Raw genomic sequence first — 19,612 nt, 5'->3', positions numbered from 1 at the left:
GGATCTCCTTGCGGGTTTCGTTGTGATCGGGTCGTGAGTGGTGGTGGCCGTTCTAGCGACCAGTACCGCTCACGAGCGGTACTTCTTCAGCTCTCGGCGGGCCAGGGAGCGGCGGTGCACCTCGTCCGGTCCGTCGACGATGTGCAGGGTCCGCGCGTGCGCGTACAGGTTGGCCAACGGGAACTCCTGGCTGACGCCACCGCCGCCGTGGGCCTGGATGGCGCGGTCGATCACCCAGGTGGTCATCTCCGGGACGGCGACCTTGATCGCCTGGATCTCGGTGTGCGCGCCCTGGTTGCCGACGGTGTCCATCAGCCACGCGGTCTTGAGCACCAGCAGCCGGGCCTGCTCGATCTTCACCCGCGATTCGGCGATCCAGTGCTGCACCACGCCCTGATCGGCCAACGGCTTGCCGAAGGCGACCCGCTCGTTCACGCGTCGGCACATCAGCTCCAGCGCCCGTTCGGCCATCCCGATCGCCCGCATGCAGTGGTGGATGCGCCCCGGCCCGAGCCGGGCCTGGGCGATCGCGAAGCCGTCGCCCTCCCCGGCGACGACGTTCTCCGCCGGGACCCGCACGTTGTCGAACACGATCTCGGCGTGTCCGCCGTGGTCGGCGTCGGTGTAGCCGAACACGTGCATGCTGCGCTCGATCTGCACGCCCGGCGTGTCCTTGGGCACCAGGATCTGGCTCTGCTGGCGGTGCCGCTGCGCGTCCGGGTCGGTCTTGCCCATCACGATCAGGATCTTGCAGCGCGGGCTCATCGCACCGGAGGAGAACCACTTGCGGCCGTTGATCACGTAGTGGTCGCCGTCGCGTTCGATGCGGGTGCCGATGTTGGTGGCGTCGGAGGAGGCCACGTCGGGCTCGGTCATGCAGAACGCCGAGCGGATCTCGCCGTCCAGCAGCGGTTGCAGCCACTGCTTCTTCTGCTGCTCGGTGCCGAACAGCGCCAGCACCTCCATGTTGCCGGTGTCCGGCGCGGCGCAGTTGGTGGCTTCCGGGGCCAGCCGACCGGCCCGGCCCATGATCTCGGCCAGCGGCGCGTACTGCAGGTTGGTCAGCCCGGCACCGTGCTCGCCAGGCAGGAACAGGTTCCACAGGCCGCGCCTGCGCGCCTCCGCCTTGAGTTCCTCGATGACCGGCGGGTGCGCCGACCACGGGTCGTCGGCGGCGGCCAGCTGTTCGAGGAACACCGGCTCGGCGGGGTAGACGTGCGAGTCCATGAAGTCGAGCAGCTGCTTGCGCAGCTCCTCGGTGCGTTCGTCGTAGCCGAAATCCATCTCATACCTCCTTGAGGGCATCGAGCCCCTGCGCGACCAGCGGTGCCACCAGCGCGCCGACGTGTTCGAAGCCCTCGCCGACGGTCTGGTTGTGGATGTAGCGGTAGTGGATTCCTTCCAGGATCACGGCGATCTTGAAGAAGCCGAACGCGAGGTAGAAGTCCATATCGGACAGATCGGTGCCGCGGCGCTCGGCGTAGCGGTCCAGCAACTGGCGGGCGGTTGGGAAGCCGTACTCCGGGCCGACGCCCTTGGCGATCGGGTTGGGCTCCACGCCGCTGAAGCCCTCCCAGTACGCCGCGAGCAACCCGAGGTCGGTGAGCGGGTCGCCGATGGTGGCCATCTCCCAGTCGAGCACTGCCCGGATGCGCAGGTCGTCGCCGACGATCACGTTGTCCAGCCGGTAGTCGCCGTGCACGATCCCGGCTCGCGGCGCGTCGGGGACGGTCGCCGCCAGCCGGGTGGCGAGCTCGTCGATGCCCTCGATGTCGCGGCTGTGCGAGGCGGCGAGTTGCTTGCTCCAGCGGCTGACCTGCCGGGTCAGGAAGCCTGCCGGACGGCCGAATTCACCCAGCCCGACCGATTCCGGTGCGATCGAGTGCAGGTCGGCGAGCACGTCCATCAGCTGCCAGGACAGCTCGAAGCGCTGGCGCTGGTCCAGTTTCTCGGTCAGCTGCGGCGTGCGGTAGACGGTGCCCGGCACGTACTCCATGACGTAGAAGGGGGCGCCAAGCACGCTGTCGTCCTGGCACAGCAGGATGGTTTCGGGCACCGGCACCCGCGTTCCGGCCAGCGCGGTCATCACGCGGTGCTCGCGGCCCATGTCGTGCGCGGTAGCCAGCACGTGCCCCAGCGGCGGGCGGCGCACCACCCACCGCGAACTGCCGTCGCTGACGAGGTAGGTCAGATTCGACCGTCCACCTTGGACCAGCTCGCCGCTCAGCGGTCCACCGATGAGGCCGGGTCGCTCGGCGTCCAGGTATGCGCGCAGCCGGTCGAGGTCGAGGCCGGGCAGCCCGCCGGGCGACGGTTGGTCGTTCATCAGCTCTCCACAGTGTTTTGCGGGACACCCGCACCCGAGTGTTCTTGCGGGACACCCGCACCCGGTCGGACGTGATGAGCCCGGCGAAAAGTCTGGCCCATCAGTCCTCCTCGCTTCGCGGGGCCACCCGGTCCAGGGCCGGTACGAGTTCGGCGAGCCGGGCGCAGGTTCCGGCGACGTCGGTGTGCAGCACGCCGTGCAGCCCGAGCCGTTGGGCGGCCTCGACGTTCGGGGCACCGTCGTCGACGAACACCGCTTCGCGGGCCGCAAGGCCGAGTCGGTCCAGCGTCAGCTGGTAGATCCGCGGATCCGGCTTGCGCAGCCCGACTTCGCCGGAGATCACCGCGAGTTCGAAGAGCCCGTCGAGCAGGTCCCACGGGTAGTTGTTGCCCCAGCTGTTGGACAACAGCGCGGTCCGCACCCGGCAGGCCCGCAGTCGGCGCACCAGGTCCAGCATCACGGGTTCGCTGCGCATCCGGGCGAACATCCGCCGCATCAGCCCGTCGGCCTCGACCGGCTGGTCGTCGATGGTGCGCAACCGCCGGGCGAGGGTGCGGTCGAACTCGGCCGCGGAAATCTCGCCGGTCTCCAGCTGGTGGATCGGGCTTCCGACCGGGGCGCTGCGCGACAGCCACTCCTTGAGCGCCGCGGAGAACGTCTCCGGTCGGATACCTTCCTGTTCGGTCCAAGCCTTGATCGCGACGCGACCAGGGGTGGTCAGCACCCCGCCGTAGTCGAAGATCACCGCCCGGATGGTGGGGGCCGCGCCGCTGGAACCCATGCCAAGGACCGTACCGACTAGACGGTATGCACGCCAGACCCTGGTCGGAAGGTCGCAGGCCGGAGGTCTCGCCGGTGTCGGGGGAGCTGTCTACGCTGACCGCATGGATTGGCGAGCCGAAGCACTCGATCAGTTGGACTTCTACTGGACGATGTGGCGCCCGCGCCTCGACGGCCTCACCGACGAGGAGTACTTCTGGGAGCCGGTCGCGGACTGCTGGTCGCTGCGCCGGGTCGACGACGGGTGGGCGATGGATTTCAGCTTCCCGGAGCCCGTCCCGCCGCCGTTCACCACGATCGCGTGGCGGCTGAACCACATCGCCGGGCACGTCTTCGCGATGCGGGCGAACAACCACTTCGGCGACGCCTCGTACCGGATGGACAACCACGACTACCCGACTGACGCGGCGACCGCGCTGGCCTACCTCGACGAGCAGAAGACCTTGTGGCGCAACGGCATCGGATCCTTGGACGCCGAAGGCTGGGCGAAGCCGGTCGGCCCGGCCGAAGGGCCGTTCGCCGACCGGCCCTACCGCGCGCTGGTGCTGCACCTCAACCGCGAGCTGTTCCACCACGGCGCCGAGGTGGCCCTGCTGCGCGACCTGTACCGGGCATCCGGCGGCCGCAGCTTCGCCTGACGTTGGTCCAGTCGAGTGGGCACAGTGGACCGACTGGCTCTGCTTCGGGTGAGCGTGCAGGTACCACCACTGGCCGCTTGTCGGTCACTGGGCGTTGTCGGTCTGGGGGATCGTAGGCTGACGGAAACCTTTATGTCGCAATGAATTTCACCCGAACAGCGGTGTTGGGTGAAGCGATGTTCTACGCGCCGTCGCGGCGGCGAAAAGGTGGGAACGCCGGGAAAATTCAGTTGCGTTGACGCCGACTTTACTCGTCGGTAAGTATTCGGGTCGCCGCGCGGCCCGCACCTTTTCGTTCCCCGAATCAGCGAGGTGAGGCCAATGAAGACCGTTCTTCGTGGCAGACGCGCCGCAACCGCTGCGGCCTTCGCCGCGGTCGCAGCGCTCGCGTTGACTCCGCAAGCCCTGGCCGCCGCTTTCGACATCAACTTCGACTGCGCCGGTGACTCCCCGTTGGGGCAGCAGCAGTTCAGCCTGCAGCAGGCCGCCGACGTCACCGCCCCGGCCACCGTCGCGCCCGGCGGCGCGCTCGACATCGTGATCGACCCGGCCCCGAACACGTTGCCCTCCGAGGTCAACGGCTACACCGTGAAGGGCGTCGAGGGCGTCGACCTGAAGATCCCGATCCCGGCGAACTCCAGCTTCGTTTCCGCCGATCTCACCGGTGGGGCCAACCTGGGACCGAATGCGCCGACCTTCACCGTGGACAGTGGCATCGCCACGCTGCACCTGGACGGCCCGATCCCCGGTGGCGCCGAGTTCGAGCTGCCCACCGTGACGGTGCACCTGACAGCTGGGCCCTCCGGTGCGATCGAGACCAAGTTGCAGGGCACCAGCCACGACGACCCCGGCCTGACCTTCACCGCGGTGGTGTCGACGGTCATCGGCGACACCGACGTGCCGTCGCGCTGCTTCCCGAACCCCAACCCCATCTTGACCACCACGACGATCGGCTGATCGCTCGACGGCGGGGGTTCGCCCCCGCCGTCGTCCGTTCCGGTACGCCGACGAGAGCGACCGGTCAGGCCGGGGTCCGCTGCCGCGTGATCAGGTGCGCGGCGACTCCGGCGAGCAGGCCCCAGCACACCGAGGCGACCCCGAACACCGTCACACCCGAAGCTGTTACCAGGAAGGCGATCAGCGCGGCGGTGCGGTGGTGCGGATCTTCGGTCGCCTTGGCCAACGAGCCGCCGATCGTGTCCAGCAGTCCGATACCGGCTAGTGCGGTGATCAGCGCGAGCGGGAACGCGGCGATGAGGCTGCCGAGCATCGCGCCGAAAACGCCCAGCAGCAGGTAGCAGCCTCCGGAGACGACGCTGGCTTTGTAGCGTTGCGCCGGATCCTCGTGCGCGTCGGGGCCCATGCACAGCGCCGCGGTGATCGCCGCGAGGCTGATGCCGAAGCAGCCCAACGGCGCCAGCACGAAGTTCACCGCACCCGTCCAGGACAGGATCGGCGACACCGGCGTCGCGTAGCCGTGCGCCCGCAGCGTCACCATGCCGGGTAGGTTCTGCGAGGTCATCGTGATGACGAACAGCGGAACGGCGAGGCTGATCAAGGCGTGCGGCGACCAGCTCGGCCAAGTCGGCACAGGTGTGGCGAGTGCGAACTCGACGCCGTCGAAGCGCAGCGAACCTTGGCCGACCGCGAGCGCCACGCCGATCACGAGCGCGATGAGCACCGCGTACCTGGGCAGCCACCGCTTGCCGAGCAGGTAGCCCGCCAGCATGGCCAGGACCAGCCAGAACTGGGTCTGCATGGTGGTGAACATGTGCAGGCCGAACTGCAACAGCACGCCGCCCAGCAGCGCTGATGCGATCGCCGGTGGGATCAGGTTGACAGCCCGCTCGAACCAGCCGGTGATCCCGACCAGCACTGTCAGCGCCGCTGCGAGCAGGAACGCACCGACCGCTTCCGGCATCGAGGTACCTTGACCGCTCGTGGCCAGCAGCGCGGCGCCGGGCGTGGACCAGGCCAGCACGACCGGTGCCCGGTAGCGCAGCGACAGCGCGATCGAGGTGACGCCGATGCCCGCGCCCAGCGCGAGGATCCACGAGGCGATTTCCGCGGGGTCCGCGCCGAGGGTCCGCGCGGCTTGGAAGACGATGGCCGCGGAGCTCGCCACGCCGACCAGCGTGGTGATCCCGCCGGAGACCAGAGTGGACAGCGGCAGGGCGGTCCGGAGTTGTTGCCGTGACTGCACCGAAGCTCCGTTCTGTTTATGGAACGGAGCGGACTCTAGGAGGTAGCGGTGGAGCTGGTCAAGGTCGTCGGCGCGAACCTGCGCGCGGCCCGCGCCCAGCGGGGCTTGTCGTTGTCGGAGACCGCGCGCCGGGCCGACATCGGCAAGGGCACGCTGTCCGAGCTGGAGGCCGGTCGGCGGAATCCGACGCTGGAGACGCTCTACGCGCTGGCGACGGTGTTGGACGTGCCGCTGGGACGCCTGCTCGTCGCCGAGTCCGAAGCCGCCGAGCAGGCGGCGCTGCTGGTAAATCGGGCCAGCGGCGCGGACGTTTCCGGGCGGACCGTGGACGTGCAGCTGATGGACCGGGTGGTCAGCGGCGGCCAGCGGCTCGAGGTGTACCGGCTGCACGTGCGCGCCGGATCGCGGTACGTGTCCGCCGCGCACCGGCCGCGGGTGATCGAGCAGTTGCTGGTGCACTCCGGAACGCTGGTGGTGGGGCCGGAATCCGCGCCGGAAACGCTCGGCCCAGGTGATTACATCCGCTTCGACGGCGGAGTGGACCACGTCTACGAGGCGCTCGATGCGGAGGTGTCCGCGACGCTCGTGATGCGCTACGTCGACGCCGTCTGACCAAACGACCGGCGCTGCGGAATTCATCGGAGTGAGTACTCACTTCTTCCTTGACGGAGTGAATACTCACTCCGTAGCGTGGTCGGCATGGGAGAGACGAAGAGTCGGCGCCGAGCGCCGGGGATGAGTCCAGAAGAGCGGCGGGCGATGATCGTCGCCGCCGCGTTACCGCTGGTCGCCGAGTACGGGGCGGCGGTGACGACGAAGCAGGTCGCGCTGGCCGCGGGAATCGGGGAGGCGACGATCTTCCGAGTTTTCGAGGACAAGGACGAACTGTTGGCGGCCTGCGTGGCCGAAGCCGTCCGGCCGGATCACGTGGTGCGGGAGATCAGCTCGATCCCGCTGGACCTGCCGCTGGCCGAACGGCTCGGCGACGCCGCAGACGCGTTGGCGGCGCACCTGCAGCGGATGGGCGCAGTCATCGGATCGCTGCACACCACCGGCCAGTTGCGCAGGTCGCGCGGCGCGGCGGATCAGGAGCCGCCGAAGGCCGACGACCGGGCCGAGTCGATGCGGCAGATCCGCGAGGCGATGGCCGAATTGTTCGAGCCGGAACGCGAATCCCTGCGGCTGTCACCGGAGAAGTCGGCGGCGATGTTCCTCGGCCTGCTGTTCGTGCGGCCCCGCATGGGGGATTCCGCGTCGCTGGAAACCACCGAGATCGTCGATGTCTTCCTGCGGGGAGCGCTGGGAGCCGCGGGATGACCGTCACCTTGAACCACACGATCGTCCCGGCGCGGGACAACGACGCGGCGGCCGATTTCCTCGCCGGGATCATGGGGCTGCGTCGGCTGCCGCCGGACGGGATCGACGGGAAGTTCGCACCCGTCGAGGTCAACGACTCGCTGACGCTGCAGTTCATGACCGCACCCGAGGCCCAACCGCACCACCTCGCGTTCGACGTGGCACCGGCGGAGTTCGACCAGATCCTCACCTGCCTCCGCGCAGCGGGCGTGGCCTACGGCAGCAATCCGCGCGAGCCGGAGAACGGCCGCATCGACCATCCACTGTGTCCTCGCGGGCTGTTCTTCCGCGACGACACCGGGAACCTCTACGAGGTGATGGCCCCGGCGTGATCCGGAAATGCGAAGGCCCCTCCAGGACGGGGGACCGGAGGGGCCTTCGCAGCACGCGGACATCGGGGCGGACTCGGGGAAGCCGCGGTGTCCGATATTTGGTTGTGCGCTACTCGGCCGGGCGGCGGGATTCCGGCCCGAAACCGAGTGCCGGGATCAGCGGTTGTCCTCCTTGAGCATGTCGGAGCACTTCTCGCCGATGGCCATCGTGGTGATGTTCGGGTTCACCGCGACGAGGAAGGGCATCACCGAGGCGTCCGCGACCCGCAGGCCCTGCACGCCCTTGACCCGCAGCCGCGCGTCCAGCGGCTTGCTGGCGTCGTCGTCGGCACCCATCGGCACCGACGCCGCCGGGTGGTAGACGGTGTTGTGGGTGCGGCTGATGTAGTCGGCGATCTCGTCGTCGGTGCGCACGTCCGGGCCGGGGAACAGTTCGGCACCGGCCCAGTCCCGCATCGCCGGTTGCGCCACGATCCGGCGAGCCAGCTTGATGCCCTCGGTCATCACCCGCATGTCGTGCGGATCGGTGAAGTACCGCGGATCGACCTTCGGCTTGTCCCGGAAGTCCCGGCTGCGCAGCCGGACTGTGCCGGTGGATCGGGCGCGGGTGACGTTCGGGGTCAGGCAGAAGCTGTTCTCCGAGGTCGGGTAGCCCTGCCGCACGGTGTGCATGTCGAAGGGCACCGAACCGTAGTGGAACATCAGGTCCGGTCGGTCCAGGCCGGGCTCGGTGGTGGTGAAGATGCCGATCTCCCACCACTGGGTGGAGTCGGTGACCATCGGCTGCTCGGCGTCCCAGCTGATCACGCCCTCCGGGTGGTCCTGCAGGCTGGAGCCGACACCGGGGGAGTCGACCAGCACGTCGATGCCGAACTCGCGCAGGTGCTCGGCCGGGCCGATGCCGGAGAGCATCAGCAGCTTCGGGGTGTCGATGGCACCCGCGGACAGCACCACCTCGCGACGCGCGGTCACCGCGCGGGTGTGGATCAGGTCCGGATCCAGGTAGCGCACGCCGGTGGCGCGGGTGCCGTCGAAGGTGATCGACTTGGCCCACGCCTGGGTGCGGATCTCCAGGTTGGGCCGCTTGCCGATGATCGGATGCAGGTAGGACACCGACGAGGACGACCGGGTGCCGTCCTCCCGCCCGTTGATCTGGAACCAGTTCGCGCCGTGCACGACGGTCTTGCCGGAGTTGAACTCCGTGGTCGGGATGCCCTCCTGCGCGCAGGCCCGCAGCAGCGAGACGCCGCACGGGTCCCGCGGCGGGACGCTGCGGATCGTCACCGGCCCGCTGCGGCCGTGGTGCTCGCCCGGCCCGTCGTTGGTCTCCAACCGCTGGTACAGCGGGAAGACGTCCTTGGCGCCCCAACCGGTGGCGCCCATCGACACCCACTCGTCGAGGTCCTCGGCCGGGGCCCAGAACGCGATGCAGGAGTTGTGCGAGGAACAGCCGCCGAGCACGCGGGCCCGCGCGTGCCGCATGAACGAGTTGCCGTTCTCCTGCGGCTCGATCAGGTAGTCCCAGTCGTAGCCCGACTCCAGCAGGGCCATCCAGCGCTTGAGCTCCAAGATCGCCTCGTCGCCGACGTCGGAGGGTCCGGCTTCGAGCAGGCAGACGGTCACCGCCGGGTCCTCCGACAGCCGCGCCGCGACCGCCGCGCCCGCGCTGCCGCCGCCGACCACGACGTAGTCGAACTGATCTGTCATGGGTCGAATCTCCTTCTCCTGCTCAGGCGACCGGGCTCTTGACGTCCGAAGTGGACGCGGCGGCGTGCTCGGCGAGGACACCGACGCGGTGGCGTTGGACGAACCAGTAGTACGCGAACCCGCCGACCGCCGCGACTCCGACGAACAGCACCGAGCTGTACTGCAGGTACCAGTGGTACGGCGGCTCGGCGTTGTAGACCTCGCGGCGCGGCCACGCCAGGTTGATCGTCATGCCCGCGCCCCAAAGGACTGCCAGCACGTTGATCGGCAGCCCCAGCTTGCCCAGGCTGAACCGGCCGTCGCGCTTGGCCTCGTCCCGTGGCGCCGACCACTTGCCGCGCAGCCGCGCGACCAGCATCGGCACCGTGACCAGCAGGTAGGAGATGTAGATCAGGATGATCGCCAGGCTGGTGACGGCGGTGAAGATCTGCGGCTGCCCGATGTTGACCAGCAGCAGCGCCACCGCGAGCACGCCGATGACCACCGCCGGGATCATCGGGGTCTGGAAGCGCGGGCTCACCCGCGCCAGCAGTGAACCGGCGGGCAGCGCGTTGTCGCGGGCCATCGCGAAGGCGATCCGGATCGCCGCGGTGTGCACCGCGAGCACGCAGACCGTGATGGCCACGAAGATCGCCAGCAGGAACAACCGGCCGACCAGCGGGCCCAGCGCGTCGTTGAGCACGAACTGCAGGCCGCTTTCGGCCAGCTCCGGCGCGGAGAAGTCGCGGGTGGCCATCAGCCCGAGCAGGATGATCAGGCCGCCGAGGATGAACGAGGCGATCAGCGCCCGCAGGATCGCCTTGGGAGCGTTGCGGTGCGGGTTGATGGACTCCTCGCCGAGCGACGCTGCGGTGTCGAAGCCGTACATCACGTACGACGAGGCGATACCGGCTACCAGGAAGGCGCTGAGATAACTGCCGCCGAAGGCCGACTCGGTGCCGTTGGTGTCCAGCACGATGGTCGGCGGGTTCACCACCACCAGCGCCAGCGCGATGATCAGCAGCACGGCGGCGACCAGTTCGATGAACACCCCGGCGCTGTTGATCTGCGCCATCAGCTTCACGCCGAAGGCGTTGACCAGGGTGGTGAACAGGATCAGCACCAGGGCCAGCGCGATGCCGTTGACCGCCTGGTCGGTGCTCCCGGTGCCGTCGCCGATGAACTGGAAGCCGGACCAGATCTGCGGCAGCGTGTTCTGGTAGGCCAGCGCCGTGGCCGAGATCGACACGATCGAGGCCAGCAGCATCATCCAACCGGCCAGCCAGCCGACGTGCTGGCCGCCCAGCTTCTTCGCCCAGTTGTAGATGGAACCCGCGATCGGGTATCGCGATGCCAGCTCGGCGAAACTCAACGCCACCAGCAACTGCCCGACGAACACGATCGGCCAGGACCACCAGTAGGCGGGGCCACCGAAGGACAGGCCGAAGTAGGACAGTTGGAAGGTGCCGGTGAGCACCGAGATGTAGCTGATCCCGGCGGCGAAGGTGTGGAACCCGCCGAGGCTTCTCTTCAGTTTGTTGGTGTAGCCGAACTCGTTGAGTTCGGCGTCGTAATTGGGCGCGCTCATGACTGGCCCGCCTCTCCGCGTTTCACAGTGGTGGTTGCGTCCAGTCCAATCTCCCGTTGCGTGGTTTCTTGTGGCTGGTTTGCGTCACGGTCCCCTGGGGTGCAGTTGCGGAGGACTGGGGTTGACACAGGGCTACTCATGCCCGGAACTCCTTTCCCGATCACCCCAGCCCGCTGGATGCTGGAGGGAGCGGAATCGGGTGGTTGTTTGCGTCGCGCGAAGAACACCGCCGACATCGGCGGATTGGGCAGCGCGCGGCCGGACCAGCCGCGCGGCCCCTGCAGCGATGTTCGGCACCGCCGCGGGTGAGGGCGAATTCCTCCCTATTCTTCGGGGAACCAGTTCTGCGGTGCGGGGCGCAGGTTCTGGTAGACGTGCTTTGCCTCCTGGTACTCGCCGAGTCCCGCTCGGCCGAGTTCGCGTCCGATGCCGGACTGCTTGAAACCGCCCCATTCCGCTTGCGGCAGGTAGGGGTGGAAGTCGTTGATCCAGACGGTGCCGTGCCGCAGCCGGTTGGCCACCCGCTGGGCCTTGCCCGGATCGCCGGTGAACACCGCACCGGCCAGGCCGTAGTGGGTGTCGTTGGCGATGCGCACCGCGTCGTCCTCGTCGCTGAAGCGCTCCACGGTCAGCACCGGTCCGAACGATTCCTCGGTGACCGCGTAGGAACCCTGCTTGACCTCGTCGAGCACGGTCGGCAGGTAGTAGTGCCCGGCGGCGTAGCGCTCACCCGCGGGGCGGCGGCCACCGGTGCGCAGCACGGCGCCCTCGGCGACCGACTTGGCCACGTAGTCGTCGACCTTCCGCAGGTGGTTGGCCGAGATCAGCGGGCCGGTGTCGGCGTCGTCGTCGAACGGCCCGCCGATGCGGATCCGCTCGGCGCGCCGGACGATCTCGTCGACCAGCGCGTCGTGCAGTTCGTCCTGCACGATCAGCCGGGCACCGGCCGAGCAAACCTGGCCGGAGTGCAGGAACACCGCGGTCAGCGCGTAGTCCACGGCGGTTTCGAAGTCGGCGTCGGCGAACACGACGTTCGGGTTCTTGCCGCCGAGCTCCAGGGCGACCTTCTTCACCGTCGCCGCCGCGCTCGCGGAGATCTTGCGCCCGGTGTGCAGCCCGCCGGTGAACGACACCAGGTCGACGTCCGGATGCTCGGCCAGCACCGAACCGACCTCGGCACCGGTGCCCAGCACCAGGTTGCCGACCCCGGCGGGCAGCCCGGCCTCGGTCAGCGCGCGCACCAGCAGGATCGCGGTGCTCGGGGTCAGTTCGCTGGGCTTGAGCACGAACGTGTTGCCCGCCGCGAGAGCCGGGGCGACCTTCCAGGCCACCTGCAGCAGCGGGTAGTTCCAGGGCGTGATCATGGTGCACACGCCGACCGGCTCGTACTGCACGCGGCTGATCGCATCCGGCGAACCGGTGTCGACGAGGCGGCCCGCGTCGGTACCGGCGATCTTGCCGAAGTACCGGAAGCAGGCGGCGATGTCGTCGATGTCGTATTCGCTCTCGACCAGCCGCTTGCCGGTGTCCAGCGATTCGGCGCGGGCGAAGGTGGCCTTGTCGCGCATCAGGATGTCGCTGACCCGCAGCAGCAGGTCACCGCGTTGCCACGGCGAGGTGGTCGGCCAAGCGCCGTCGTCGAAGGCGCGGCGCGCGGCGGAGATGGCGCGGGTGGCGTCGGCGGGACCCGCCTCGTCGACGGTGGCCACCAACGCACCGTCGGCCGGGCAGCGGATCTCGCGGGTGCGCCCTTCGGCGGCAGACACCCACTCGCCGTCGATGAACAGCGTGGCTGCTGAATTCGCAGCTTGCGGCATGGTTCGTTTCCCCGTGCTGTCGGTTGTGCTATTCGCGCCAGAACTGCCCGGATGTGCACTTCTGGCGCTGGTGCGCCCCACGTTGCCGTGATCCGGATCGGCCCGCCACCGAATGCGTGGCGACGAATGCGCCGCGAGTACCGGATCGGTGTGGAATTCACCAAATGGGACCGCTGACCCGCGGTGTTGCGGGAATTCACCTCCAGGTGCGCCATTCGGTGGTGGGTTTTCAGTTGGTCCCGGCGCAGTGCCGCCAAAAACCCTAACACCAATGCTGTACATCTGTACATCATCGTGTTGTCGCGGGCTTTGTCAAGCGTCGGAAAATGCGGGATGAACAGCGGGAACGCCGGACGGGTGAGCTGGGCCGCATCGCGTTCGGGGGTCGGCATGGCAGGCTGGACGGAGTTGTGGGACGTACGTACCGGAGGAGCGCCGAAGCTCATGTCGACCACCGAGCCTGCGCCAACCGCACGCCGCAAGGACCCGGATCGCCGCGAGCGCATCGCGCGTGCCGCGATCGCGGTCGCCGCCGAACGCGGCGTGGAGAAGATCACGCACCGTGCCGTGGCGGCTGCGGCCGGTGTTCCGCTGGGTTCGACGACGTACTACTTCGCCACCCTCGACGATCTGCTGGCCAGCGCGCTGCGGCTGGCGGCCGAAGACGACGTCGAGCACTTGCGCGACTGGGCCGAACAGCTCGACCGCAACGGTGATCTCGCCGTCGCGCTGACCGATCTGGTGCTGCACTACCTCGGCCCGGCCCGGTCGCAGACCGCGGTCGAGCACCAGCTCTACATCGCTGCGCTGCACAAGCCCGCGTTGCGTCAGATCAGCCAGGAATGGGACGCCGCGCTGGCGGAGTGGTTCGCCTCGTACACCGACCCGGCGACCGGTCGCGTGCTGTCCGCCGTGTTCTGCGGTTTGCTGCTGCAGGGCATCGTCCGGGAATCGGTGCCGAGCCGAGACGAAATCGAGATGATATTCCAGCGGGTGCTGCGGTCTGTCCCGAAAACCTGATTCCAGCAGGCAATTCGCCCCTGGTGTCCGGATGGTCAACATCGGATGACTGTTGCATTGCACCGGAATCCGAACAGTTGATCTCCATCACCGCCCCGGTGGAGAATGGGTCCAGCGATCCGTAGGCACCGCGCATCCGCGAGCTGCTAAGGCTGATCGGTTCAGCCCGGCGGAGCACATCGCAGGACGCTTCTCCGGTGTACAACGGACTTGCCGCGTCGGGGCGTGGCTCGCTCCCAGCAATGTTGATCAACCGAGCGGGGTGAGACCGTGGGGCAGATTGAAGACCGTGAACTGGTGCCGTTGAAGTCGGATTTTGACACGGTGTGGTACGGGTTCCGTCGATCGCAGGTGAAGTTCTACATCCAGCAGACCGAGGCCGAGATCCGGCTGGTCACCGAAGATCGCGATTCGGCGCTCAGCCAGGTCGGCGATCTGAGCACGCAGCTCAACGAGGCGCGCGCCGAGGTCGAGTTGCTCAAGCAGCAGCTCGACGAGCAGGCGCGCTCGCCGATCGAGGCGGCCGCCCTGTCGGACCGGTTACGCCGGATGGTCCGGCTTGCGCAGGACGAGGCGGACGAGATCGTTGCCGCCGCCCAGGCCGCTTCCGAGCACGAGTGGGCGCGATCCGAGCAGGCCGCGGCCGACCTCCGCAACCGGTACGAGAAGCTGGTGGCGGAGGCCGACGAATGGCGCCGCCAGTCCGAACAGCAGCGCAACGAGATGCTGGCGCGCACCCGCGACGAGGTCCAGGCGATGGCGCGGGAAGCCGAGCAGTGCCGCCGCCGGTTGGACGCTGAGGCGGAGGAACGGCGCACCCAGGTCGAGCGCGACTTCGAGTTGTCGATGGCCGCGCGCCGGGAAGAGGCGATGCGCATCCTGGCCGAGCGCGAGCAGGCCAGCCGCGAGGAAGCGCAGCGCCGGGTCCGAGAGGCCACCGCGGAAGCGGAGCGGCGGATGCGGCGGGCCGACGAGTACGCCGAGACGATGTTGCGGATGCGGCAGGGCCTCGCGGAGCGGGTCCGAGCCGCGCAGCAGGTGCTGAGCACGGCGGAGCCGTTCCTGGCGGCGACGGAGGCTGGCGAGCCCAGCGAGGGGTCGGACGCCTACGTCGGCGAGGTCGTCTACAACGGACAAGTTCCGGCGGACGAGGTCACGGTGCCCAAGCAGCGCGACGAGGAACCCGTACCAGAACCAGACGCAGCGACAACTCCGGCGTAAAACAATTTTGGTGGTTGTTTTGCGTGGCGGTGCGGGTAGCGGAACCTCAGAAGCCTTCTCGTCTCCGGGATCCCCGACATCATGTATGCCATACACCACGTCGGGGCTGTCCTCGCGAGAAGGCTTCTGAGAACCCGCGGCAGTGCCGGTTGCGGGGGTGGCCTAAGCGGCTGCGCCGCTTCAAAAGCAAGAACACCGTCATGCACTGATCGCGTGTGCCGGTGCCGAGCTGAGTTGGTGAGCGGGACTCCCGTCCGGTTTTGCCGGGTGGGAGTTCCGCTCTCGCAGCACCGGGGCGCGGCGTTGGTCAGCGGCCCCAGCTGTGCCAGCTGTCCACTTCGATCCAGGCGCTGATCCGCGGCTGGTCGCGGACCGGGTAGGGCTCGTTGCGGTAGTGCTGGGCCAACCGGTCGATGTCGGTGAGGTCCGGGTCGTCCTCCAGGCTGACCACCCGGCCGCGCAAGCTGACGTGCCGGTACCAGTTCTCGTCGTCCAGCACGGTCAGCGACACCCGCGGATCAGCCCTGATGTGCTTCAGCCGGACCCTGCTGCGGTCCATGTTGACCAGTACCTTCCCGCTGTCCCACAGGTACCAGGTGGCCACCGTGATCGGCGCGCCCTCGGCATTGACCGTGGCGATCACCGCCGGGTTGGGGCGGGCCAGCAGCTCCAGCACGTCCGGCGGCAGCTGTTCGTTCGGCATCGATTCGTCCTTCCAGGAGCGGTTTCGGCAGCCTGCGGCGAAGATTCCACCAGAAGCGGCTGGCAACGGCGAGAACACGCCGAAACCTTCCCGTCGCAGCACTGCGGGAACTAGGTTGCATGTTGGTCTTGGCGCGGCGGGAGGCGTTGTGAATTTGCGCGGTCTGGTCACCATCGCGGTGGCGTTCGGCATGTTGCTGCTCGGCACCCCGGTCGGGGCGGCCCCGGCGGATGACGACATCCGGGATCGCCTGGCGGCCGTGCCCGGTTTGACCGTCGTCGGCGAACGGCCCACCGAACCGGGATTCCGGCTGTTCGACCTGACCTTCACGCAGCCGAACGATCATCGGCACCCGGAAGCGGGCAACTTCCAACAGCGCCTCACCCTGCTGCACCGCGATGTCGAGCGGCCGACCGTGCTCTACACGACCGGTTACGAGCTGCCCACCAACGTCACCCGCACCGAGCCGACCCAGCTGATCGACGGCAACCAGATCAACCTGGAACACCGGTTCTTCACCCCGTCCCGGCCGGAGCCCGCCGACTGGGACGATCTGGACATCTGGCAGGCCGCCACCGACCAGCACCGCGTGATCTCCGCGTTGCAGGCGATCTACCAGCGGGAATGGATCACCACCGGGGCCAGCAAGGGCGGCATGACAGCGGTCTACCACCGCCGCTTCTACCCCGACGACGTGGACGGCACGGTCGCTTACGTGGCGCCCAACGACGTCAACAACGACCGGGACCGCTACGACGCGTTCCTGGCCAGCGTCGGCACCGACGCGGCCTGCCGCGATGCGCTGACCGCCGTGCAGCGCGAGGCACTGCTGCGGCGGGACGAGATGCTGGCGAAGTTCCGCGCCTACGCCGACTCCGAGGGGCTGACCTTCGATCGGATCATCGGCGACATCGACCGCGGCTTGGAGATGGTGGTGCTCGACGCGCCGTTCGCGTTCTGGCAGTACCGCGGCCAGCAGGACTGCGCAAAGATCCCGGCGCCCGGTGCGAGCACCGACGAAATCTACGCGTTCTTCGACGAGACCGTGCAGTTCTCCTTCTACACCGACCAGGGCATCGAACCGTACACGCCGTACTACTTCCAGGCCGGTACGCAACTCGGCTGGCCGTACGTCTCCGACGAACCGCTGGCCGATCTGCTGCACCACCGGGAGTTGAGCCAACCCCGCAACCTGGTGCCGCGCGACATCCCGATGCGGTTCAACCCCGGTGCGATGCGGCCGGTCGACGCGTGGGTCCGGGACGAGGGCTCGGAGCTGATGTTCGTCAACGGCGAGCGCGACCCGTGGAGCGCGGAACCGTTCACCATCGGCCCGGACACCGAGGACTCCTACAGCTACCTGGTCCCCGGCGCGAATCACGGCGCCAAGATCGCCGGTCTGCCCGCGCAGCAGCGCGCCGAAGCCGAAGCGACCGTGCGGCGCTGGGCCGATGTGGAAGCCCCGGCGCTGCGGATCACCCGACTGGACGTGGAACCCCTGACCCGCCGACCGATCTGAGTACCTGTCGTCGACCTGTCCGGTGAAGGGTGAAGGGCACCTCTTACCCAGTAAGAACTCGCGCGGATTGGGCATGTCGAGGGGGTCGTCGGGTTCCGCTACCCGCACCGCCACGCAAGCCAATCCGCGCACCCTCTAAGCCGGTCGAAGGTGCCCTTCACCCCAATCTCATCTTGGCGCGCCAGGCGGCGAGGTGGTCGTAGGTGCGCATCAGGAACCGGTGGGTGGGGCGTTCGACGGCGTGGGTGAGGGCCCAGCCGAGGATCGTGCCGGTGATCAGCATCGCGGCCGTCTGCACGAGGGGATTGGCGCCGATCTCGTCGAGCTCGCGCATGACCACGTAGCCGATCGCCTGGTGCGTCAGGAAGACGCCGTAGGAGATCCCGGCGAACCAGCGAACCCGAGCGGCCAGCCAGTTCGGGATGAACCGGTCCCAGTCCGGGCCGCGAGCGGTCAGCGCCACCACGACCATTCCGACGCACACCGCGACCGTCGAGCCCCAGTCCGCGATCAGGCCCTCCGGCGTCTCGGAGTAGTTGTGCAGCGCCTGGCCGAGCATGCAGGTGACCAGCAGCGCCGCGAAGTGCCCCAGCCCGATGCGCCGGGTCGACCACAACCAGATCGCCACCCCGACGACGAACAGGTGCCAGCGGTGCATGCCGATGCCGTCGACGACCGTGCGGTACGCCTCGGAGAGGTCGGACACCCGCAGCGGCCACTGCGCGATCGGCACCAGCACCGCCGCCCACAGCACCACGACGATCCGCCGACCGTGACCCCAACTGGTGCTGAACAACAACGCGGCGGCGGTGAAGCCCATCAGCTGCAGCGGCACCGTCCAATGTGAACCGTCGATGAACCAGTAGGCCGCCGGTTTCCAGTTCCACAGCATCAGCAGGTTCCACCCCAGATCGGCGAAGCTCGGGTAGAACCAGCCCGGTATCGCGGCCCAGCGCAGCACCAGGAAGATCACCACCACCGCGCCGAGGAACGGCGGGAGCAACCGGGCGATGCGTCCCCACCAGTAGCGCAGCACGGTGCCGCGGCCGATGGTCACGCACGCGAAGTACGCCGAGACCACCAGCAGCAGGCTTGCACCGACCTGGTAGGGGAAGACGAACGTGCGCGGGGTCAACTCCGGGTGCAGGTACGTGCTTAGGAACGTGGCGTGGTAGAGCATCACGAGCACGACGCAGCCGGTGCGCACGACATCCCAGCTGACCTTGCGGCTGCTCCGGCCCGAGGCTTGGCCGGGACGCTTCGTGGTCATCTCGGGCACGTTCGCCACCGTATCAAGGCGATATGTTCCGATTTTCCGAATGATGTCGGTTTGACCAGCGCGGACGGCCTATTCAGCTGACCCGTTGGGGTGATGTTGGATTGATCACGGTTTTCGCGCCACCGCGGCGTAACCGAGCGGCGCCGCCGTTGCCAGGTCCGCATCGCCGTGCTCCGGTCGCCATTCCGCGATCGGCACCACGCCTGGTTCGAGCAGCTCCAGGCCGTCCAAAAGGGACTCCAGGTACGCCTTGCTGCGCGGAGTGCCCGGATGCTGGCTGTCCAGCAGCAGTTCGGTGACGGCGCGCATGGCCTCGGGCGCGTGATCGGCGGTCAGGTGGGTCAAGGCCAGGAAGGAGCCGGGGGCGAGGGCGGCCAGATAGCTGCGCAACGTCCCAGCGGGATCGTCGCGGTCGGAGATGTGGTGCAGCACGGCGAACATCAGCACCGCCACCGGCCGGTCGAAGTCGAGCAGCCGCCTGGTCGCGTCCGCGGTCAGCACCTCTTCGGTGTCGCGCAGATCCGCGCGCACGATGGCGGCGTTCGGGTTTCCGGCGAGGACCAGTTCGCCGTGCGTCACGGCGACCGGCTCGTTGTCGACGTAGACCACCCGCGCACTCGGATCCAGCCGCTGGGCGACCTCGTGCGGCGTGCCGATCGTCGGGATGCCGCAGCCGATGTCCAGGAACTGCCGCACGCCGGCGGCCAGGCACATCCGCACCACCCGGTGCAGGCAGGCGCGGTTGGCCACGGCATTGCGCCGCATGTCCGGGGCGACTGCCAGCACTCGCCGGGCCAGCATGCGGTCGGATGTGAAGTTGCTGCTACCGCCCAGGAAGAAGTCGTAGATCCGAGCCCCGCTCGGGCGGTCCGGGTCGAGGTCCTGCGGGAGCTTGGCGTGTTCCGACATCATGCCTCCGAGTAACCGTGCTGGAGCGCAGAGTAGTGGCCCAGTTGCTCGCCGAACAGGGTGAAACGTGATCGATGCCACCTCACAGGCGGGATTGACCTGCAGTGCGCTGGAAGTTTCAGACTTTCGTCGATCGGACGAGATCGACGGAGGGAACGACGATGGCGCGGTACGTTTTGCCGGAGTTGGATTACGACTACGCGGCGTTGGAACCGGCGATTGCTGGTGAGATCAA

General features: G+C 68.3%; 18 protein-coding genes. 8 read left to right on the top strand and 10 right to left on the bottom strand.

Annotated features, from left to right (window positions below):
- Positions 1–69: 69 nt before the first annotated feature.
- The 3 genes from MOQ72_RS30615 to MOQ72_RS30605 form a co-directional block, all read right to left on the bottom strand.
- Positions 70–1,284 carry an acyl-CoA dehydrogenase family protein gene (locus tag MOQ72_RS30615; RefSeq protein ID WP_242189223.1) on the bottom strand — a complete coding sequence of 405 codons (1,215 nt, stop codon included), beginning with the start codon at positions 1,282–1,284 and terminating at the stop codon, positions 70–72.
- Position 1,285: 1 nt separating this feature from the next.
- Complete coding sequence (locus MOQ72_RS30610) at positions 1,286–2,326, bottom strand: phosphotransferase family protein (protein WP_242189222.1); 1,041 nt, start codon at positions 2,324–2,326, stop codon at positions 1,286–1,288.
- 100 nt (positions 2,327–2,426) lie between these two features.
- On the bottom strand, positions 2,427–3,107 hold the full coding sequence (locus MOQ72_RS30605; RefSeq protein ID WP_242189221.1) for an HAD family hydrolase: 681 nt from the start codon (positions 3,105–3,107) through the stop codon (positions 2,427–2,429).
- Between the two features lie 103 nt (positions 3,108–3,210).
- Between MOQ72_RS30605 and MOQ72_RS30600 the strand changes: the two genes are divergently transcribed.
- Together MOQ72_RS30600 and MOQ72_RS30595 are read left to right on the top strand one after the other, a co-directional pair.
- A complete protein-coding gene (locus MOQ72_RS30600) occupies positions 3,211–3,744 on the top strand; it encodes a DinB family protein (protein WP_242189220.1) in 534 nt (177 codons plus the stop codon).
- A 321-nt stretch (positions 3,745–4,065) separates the two neighbouring features.
- Positions 4,066–4,701: a cyclase gene (locus MOQ72_RS30595; protein ID WP_242189219.1), complete on the top strand. Its 636-nt coding sequence runs from the start codon at positions 4,066–4,068 to the stop codon at positions 4,699–4,701.
- Positions 4,702–4,765: 64 nt separating this feature from the next.
- On the opposite strand, the gene MOQ72_RS30590 is transcribed toward MOQ72_RS30595, so the two are convergent.
- Positions 4,766–5,947 (bottom strand): benzoate/H(+) symporter BenE family transporter, encoded by a 1,182-nt coding sequence (locus tag MOQ72_RS30590; protein WP_242189218.1) that lies wholly within the window; start codon positions 5,945–5,947, stop codon positions 4,766–4,768.
- Positions 5,948–5,995: 48 nt separating this feature from the next.
- Between MOQ72_RS30590 and MOQ72_RS30585 the strand changes: the two genes are divergently transcribed.
- From MOQ72_RS30585 to MOQ72_RS30575, 3 genes are all read left to right on the top strand, one after another.
- Complete coding sequence (locus MOQ72_RS30585; RefSeq protein WP_242189217.1) at positions 5,996–6,559, top strand: helix-turn-helix domain-containing protein; 564 nt, start codon at positions 5,996–5,998, stop codon at positions 6,557–6,559.
- A gap of 123 nt (positions 6,560–6,682) precedes the next feature.
- Positions 6,683–7,264: a TetR/AcrR family transcriptional regulator gene (locus tag MOQ72_RS30580; RefSeq protein WP_242189262.1), complete on the top strand. Its 582-nt coding sequence runs from the start codon at positions 6,683–6,685 to the stop codon at positions 7,262–7,264.
- Positions 7,261–7,635: a VOC family protein gene (locus MOQ72_RS30575; protein ID WP_242189216.1), complete on the top strand. Its 375-nt coding sequence runs from the start codon at positions 7,261–7,263 to the stop codon at positions 7,633–7,635. The genes MOQ72_RS30580 and MOQ72_RS30575 overlap by 4 nt, the downstream gene beginning before the upstream one ends.
- Before the next feature lie 156 nt (positions 7,636–7,791).
- Here the strand turns inward: MOQ72_RS30575 and MOQ72_RS30570 are convergent, their stop codons facing one another.
- The 3 genes from MOQ72_RS30570 to MOQ72_RS30560 form a co-directional block, all read right to left on the bottom strand.
- A complete protein-coding gene (locus MOQ72_RS30570) occupies positions 7,792–9,342 on the bottom strand; it encodes a GMC family oxidoreductase (protein WP_242189215.1) in 1,551 nt (516 codons plus the stop codon).
- Positions 9,343–9,364: 22 nt separating this feature from the next.
- The gene (locus MOQ72_RS30565) at positions 9,365–10,909 is read right to left on the bottom strand and encodes an APC family permease (RefSeq protein WP_242189214.1); all 1,545 of its coding nucleotides are present in this window, start codon (positions 10,907–10,909) and stop codon (positions 9,365–9,367) included.
- Between the two features lie 323 nt (positions 10,910–11,232).
- On the bottom strand, positions 11,233–12,726 hold the full coding sequence (locus tag MOQ72_RS30560; protein ID WP_242189213.1) for an aldehyde dehydrogenase family protein: 1,494 nt from the start codon (positions 12,724–12,726) through the stop codon (positions 11,233–11,235).
- A gap of 444 nt (positions 12,727–13,170) precedes the next feature.
- Here MOQ72_RS30560 and MOQ72_RS30555 point away from each other — a divergent pair, with 444 nt between their 5' ends.
- On the top strand, positions 13,171–13,746 hold the full coding sequence (locus MOQ72_RS30555) for a TetR/AcrR family transcriptional regulator (protein WP_242189212.1): 576 nt from the start codon (positions 13,171–13,173) through the stop codon (positions 13,744–13,746).
- Positions 13,747–14,016: 270 nt separating this feature from the next.
- Positions 14,017–14,967 carry a coiled-coil domain-containing protein gene (locus MOQ72_RS30550; protein WP_242189211.1) on the top strand — a complete coding sequence of 317 codons (951 nt, stop codon included), beginning with the start codon at positions 14,017–14,019 and terminating at the stop codon, positions 14,965–14,967.
- Positions 14,968–15,274: 307 nt separating this feature from the next.
- Here the strand turns inward: MOQ72_RS30550 and MOQ72_RS30545 are convergent, their stop codons facing one another.
- Positions 15,275–15,670, bottom strand: a complete 396-nt coding sequence (locus tag MOQ72_RS30545; protein ID WP_242189210.1) for a PPOX class F420-dependent oxidoreductase — start codon at positions 15,668–15,670, stop codon at positions 15,275–15,277.
- Positions 15,671–15,818: 148 nt separating this feature from the next.
- Between MOQ72_RS30545 and MOQ72_RS30540 the strand changes: the two genes are divergently transcribed.
- Positions 15,819–17,189, top strand: coding sequence for a S28 family serine protease (locus MOQ72_RS30540; protein ID WP_242189209.1), 1,371 nt, complete (start codon positions 15,819–15,821; stop codon positions 17,187–17,189).
- Between the two features lie 157 nt (positions 17,190–17,346).
- Here the strand turns inward: MOQ72_RS30540 and MOQ72_RS30535 are convergent, their stop codons facing one another.
- Complete coding sequence (locus tag MOQ72_RS30535) at positions 17,347–18,459, bottom strand: acyltransferase family protein (RefSeq protein WP_242189208.1); 1,113 nt, start codon at positions 18,457–18,459, stop codon at positions 17,347–17,349.
- Positions 18,460–18,573: 114 nt separating this feature from the next.
- Positions 18,574–19,377 (bottom strand): SAM-dependent methyltransferase, encoded by an 804-nt coding sequence (locus MOQ72_RS30530; RefSeq protein WP_242189207.1) that lies wholly within the window; start codon positions 19,375–19,377, stop codon positions 18,574–18,576.
- Positions 19,378–19,612: the final 235 nt, after the last annotated feature.

The organism is Saccharopolyspora soli (genome assembly GCF_022678645.1).
GTDB lineage: Bacteria > Actinomycetota > Actinomycetes > Mycobacteriales > Pseudonocardiaceae > Saccharopolyspora > Saccharopolyspora soli.
This window is presented reverse-complemented; position numbering and strand designations above follow the sequence as displayed.

Excerpts from the sequence above, each read along its gene's own strand:
- MOQ72_RS30595 (WP_242189219.1), top strand. The coding sequence starts at position 4,066 with ATGAAGACCGTTCTTCGTGGCAGACGCGCCGCAACCGCTGCGGCCTTC.
- MOQ72_RS30565 (WP_242189214.1), bottom strand. The coding sequence starts at position 10,909 with ATGAGCGCGCCCAATTACGACGCCGAACTCAACGAGTTCGGCTACACC.
- MOQ72_RS30560 (WP_242189213.1), bottom strand. The coding sequence starts at position 12,726 with ATGCCGCAAGCTGCGAATTCAGCAGCCACGCTGTTCATCGACGGCGAG.
- MOQ72_RS30615 (WP_242189223.1), bottom strand. The coding sequence starts at position 1,284 with ATGGATTTCGGCTACGACGAACGCACCGAGGAGCTGCGCAAGCAGCTG.
- MOQ72_RS30575 (WP_242189216.1), top strand. The coding sequence starts at position 7,261 with ATGACCGTCACCTTGAACCACACGATCGTCCCGGCGCGGGACAACGAC.
- MOQ72_RS30570 (WP_242189215.1), bottom strand. The coding sequence starts at position 9,342 with ATGACAGATCAGTTCGACTACGTCGTGGTCGGCGGCGGCAGCGCGGGC.
- MOQ72_RS30605 (WP_242189221.1), bottom strand. The coding sequence starts at position 3,107 with ATGGGTTCCAGCGGCGCGGCCCCCACCATCCGGGCGGTGATCTTCGAC.
- MOQ72_RS30580 (WP_242189262.1), top strand. The coding sequence starts at position 6,683 with ATGAGTCCAGAAGAGCGGCGGGCGATGATCGTCGCCGCCGCGTTACCG.
- MOQ72_RS30610 (WP_242189222.1), bottom strand. The coding sequence starts at position 2,326 with ATGAACGACCAACCGTCGCCCGGCGGGCTGCCCGGCCTCGACCTCGAC.
- MOQ72_RS30530 (WP_242189207.1), bottom strand. The coding sequence starts at position 19,377 with ATGTCGGAACACGCCAAGCTCCCGCAGGACCTCGACCCGGACCGCCCG.
- MOQ72_RS30600 (WP_242189220.1), top strand. The coding sequence starts at position 3,211 with ATGGATTGGCGAGCCGAAGCACTCGATCAGTTGGACTTCTACTGGACG.
- MOQ72_RS30555 (WP_242189212.1), top strand. The coding sequence starts at position 13,171 with ATGTCGACCACCGAGCCTGCGCCAACCGCACGCCGCAAGGACCCGGAT.
- MOQ72_RS30545 (WP_242189210.1), bottom strand. The coding sequence starts at position 15,670 with ATGCCGAACGAACAGCTGCCGCCGGACGTGCTGGAGCTGCTGGCCCGC.
- MOQ72_RS30535 (WP_242189208.1), bottom strand. The coding sequence starts at position 18,459 with ATGACCACGAAGCGTCCCGGCCAAGCCTCGGGCCGGAGCAGCCGCAAG.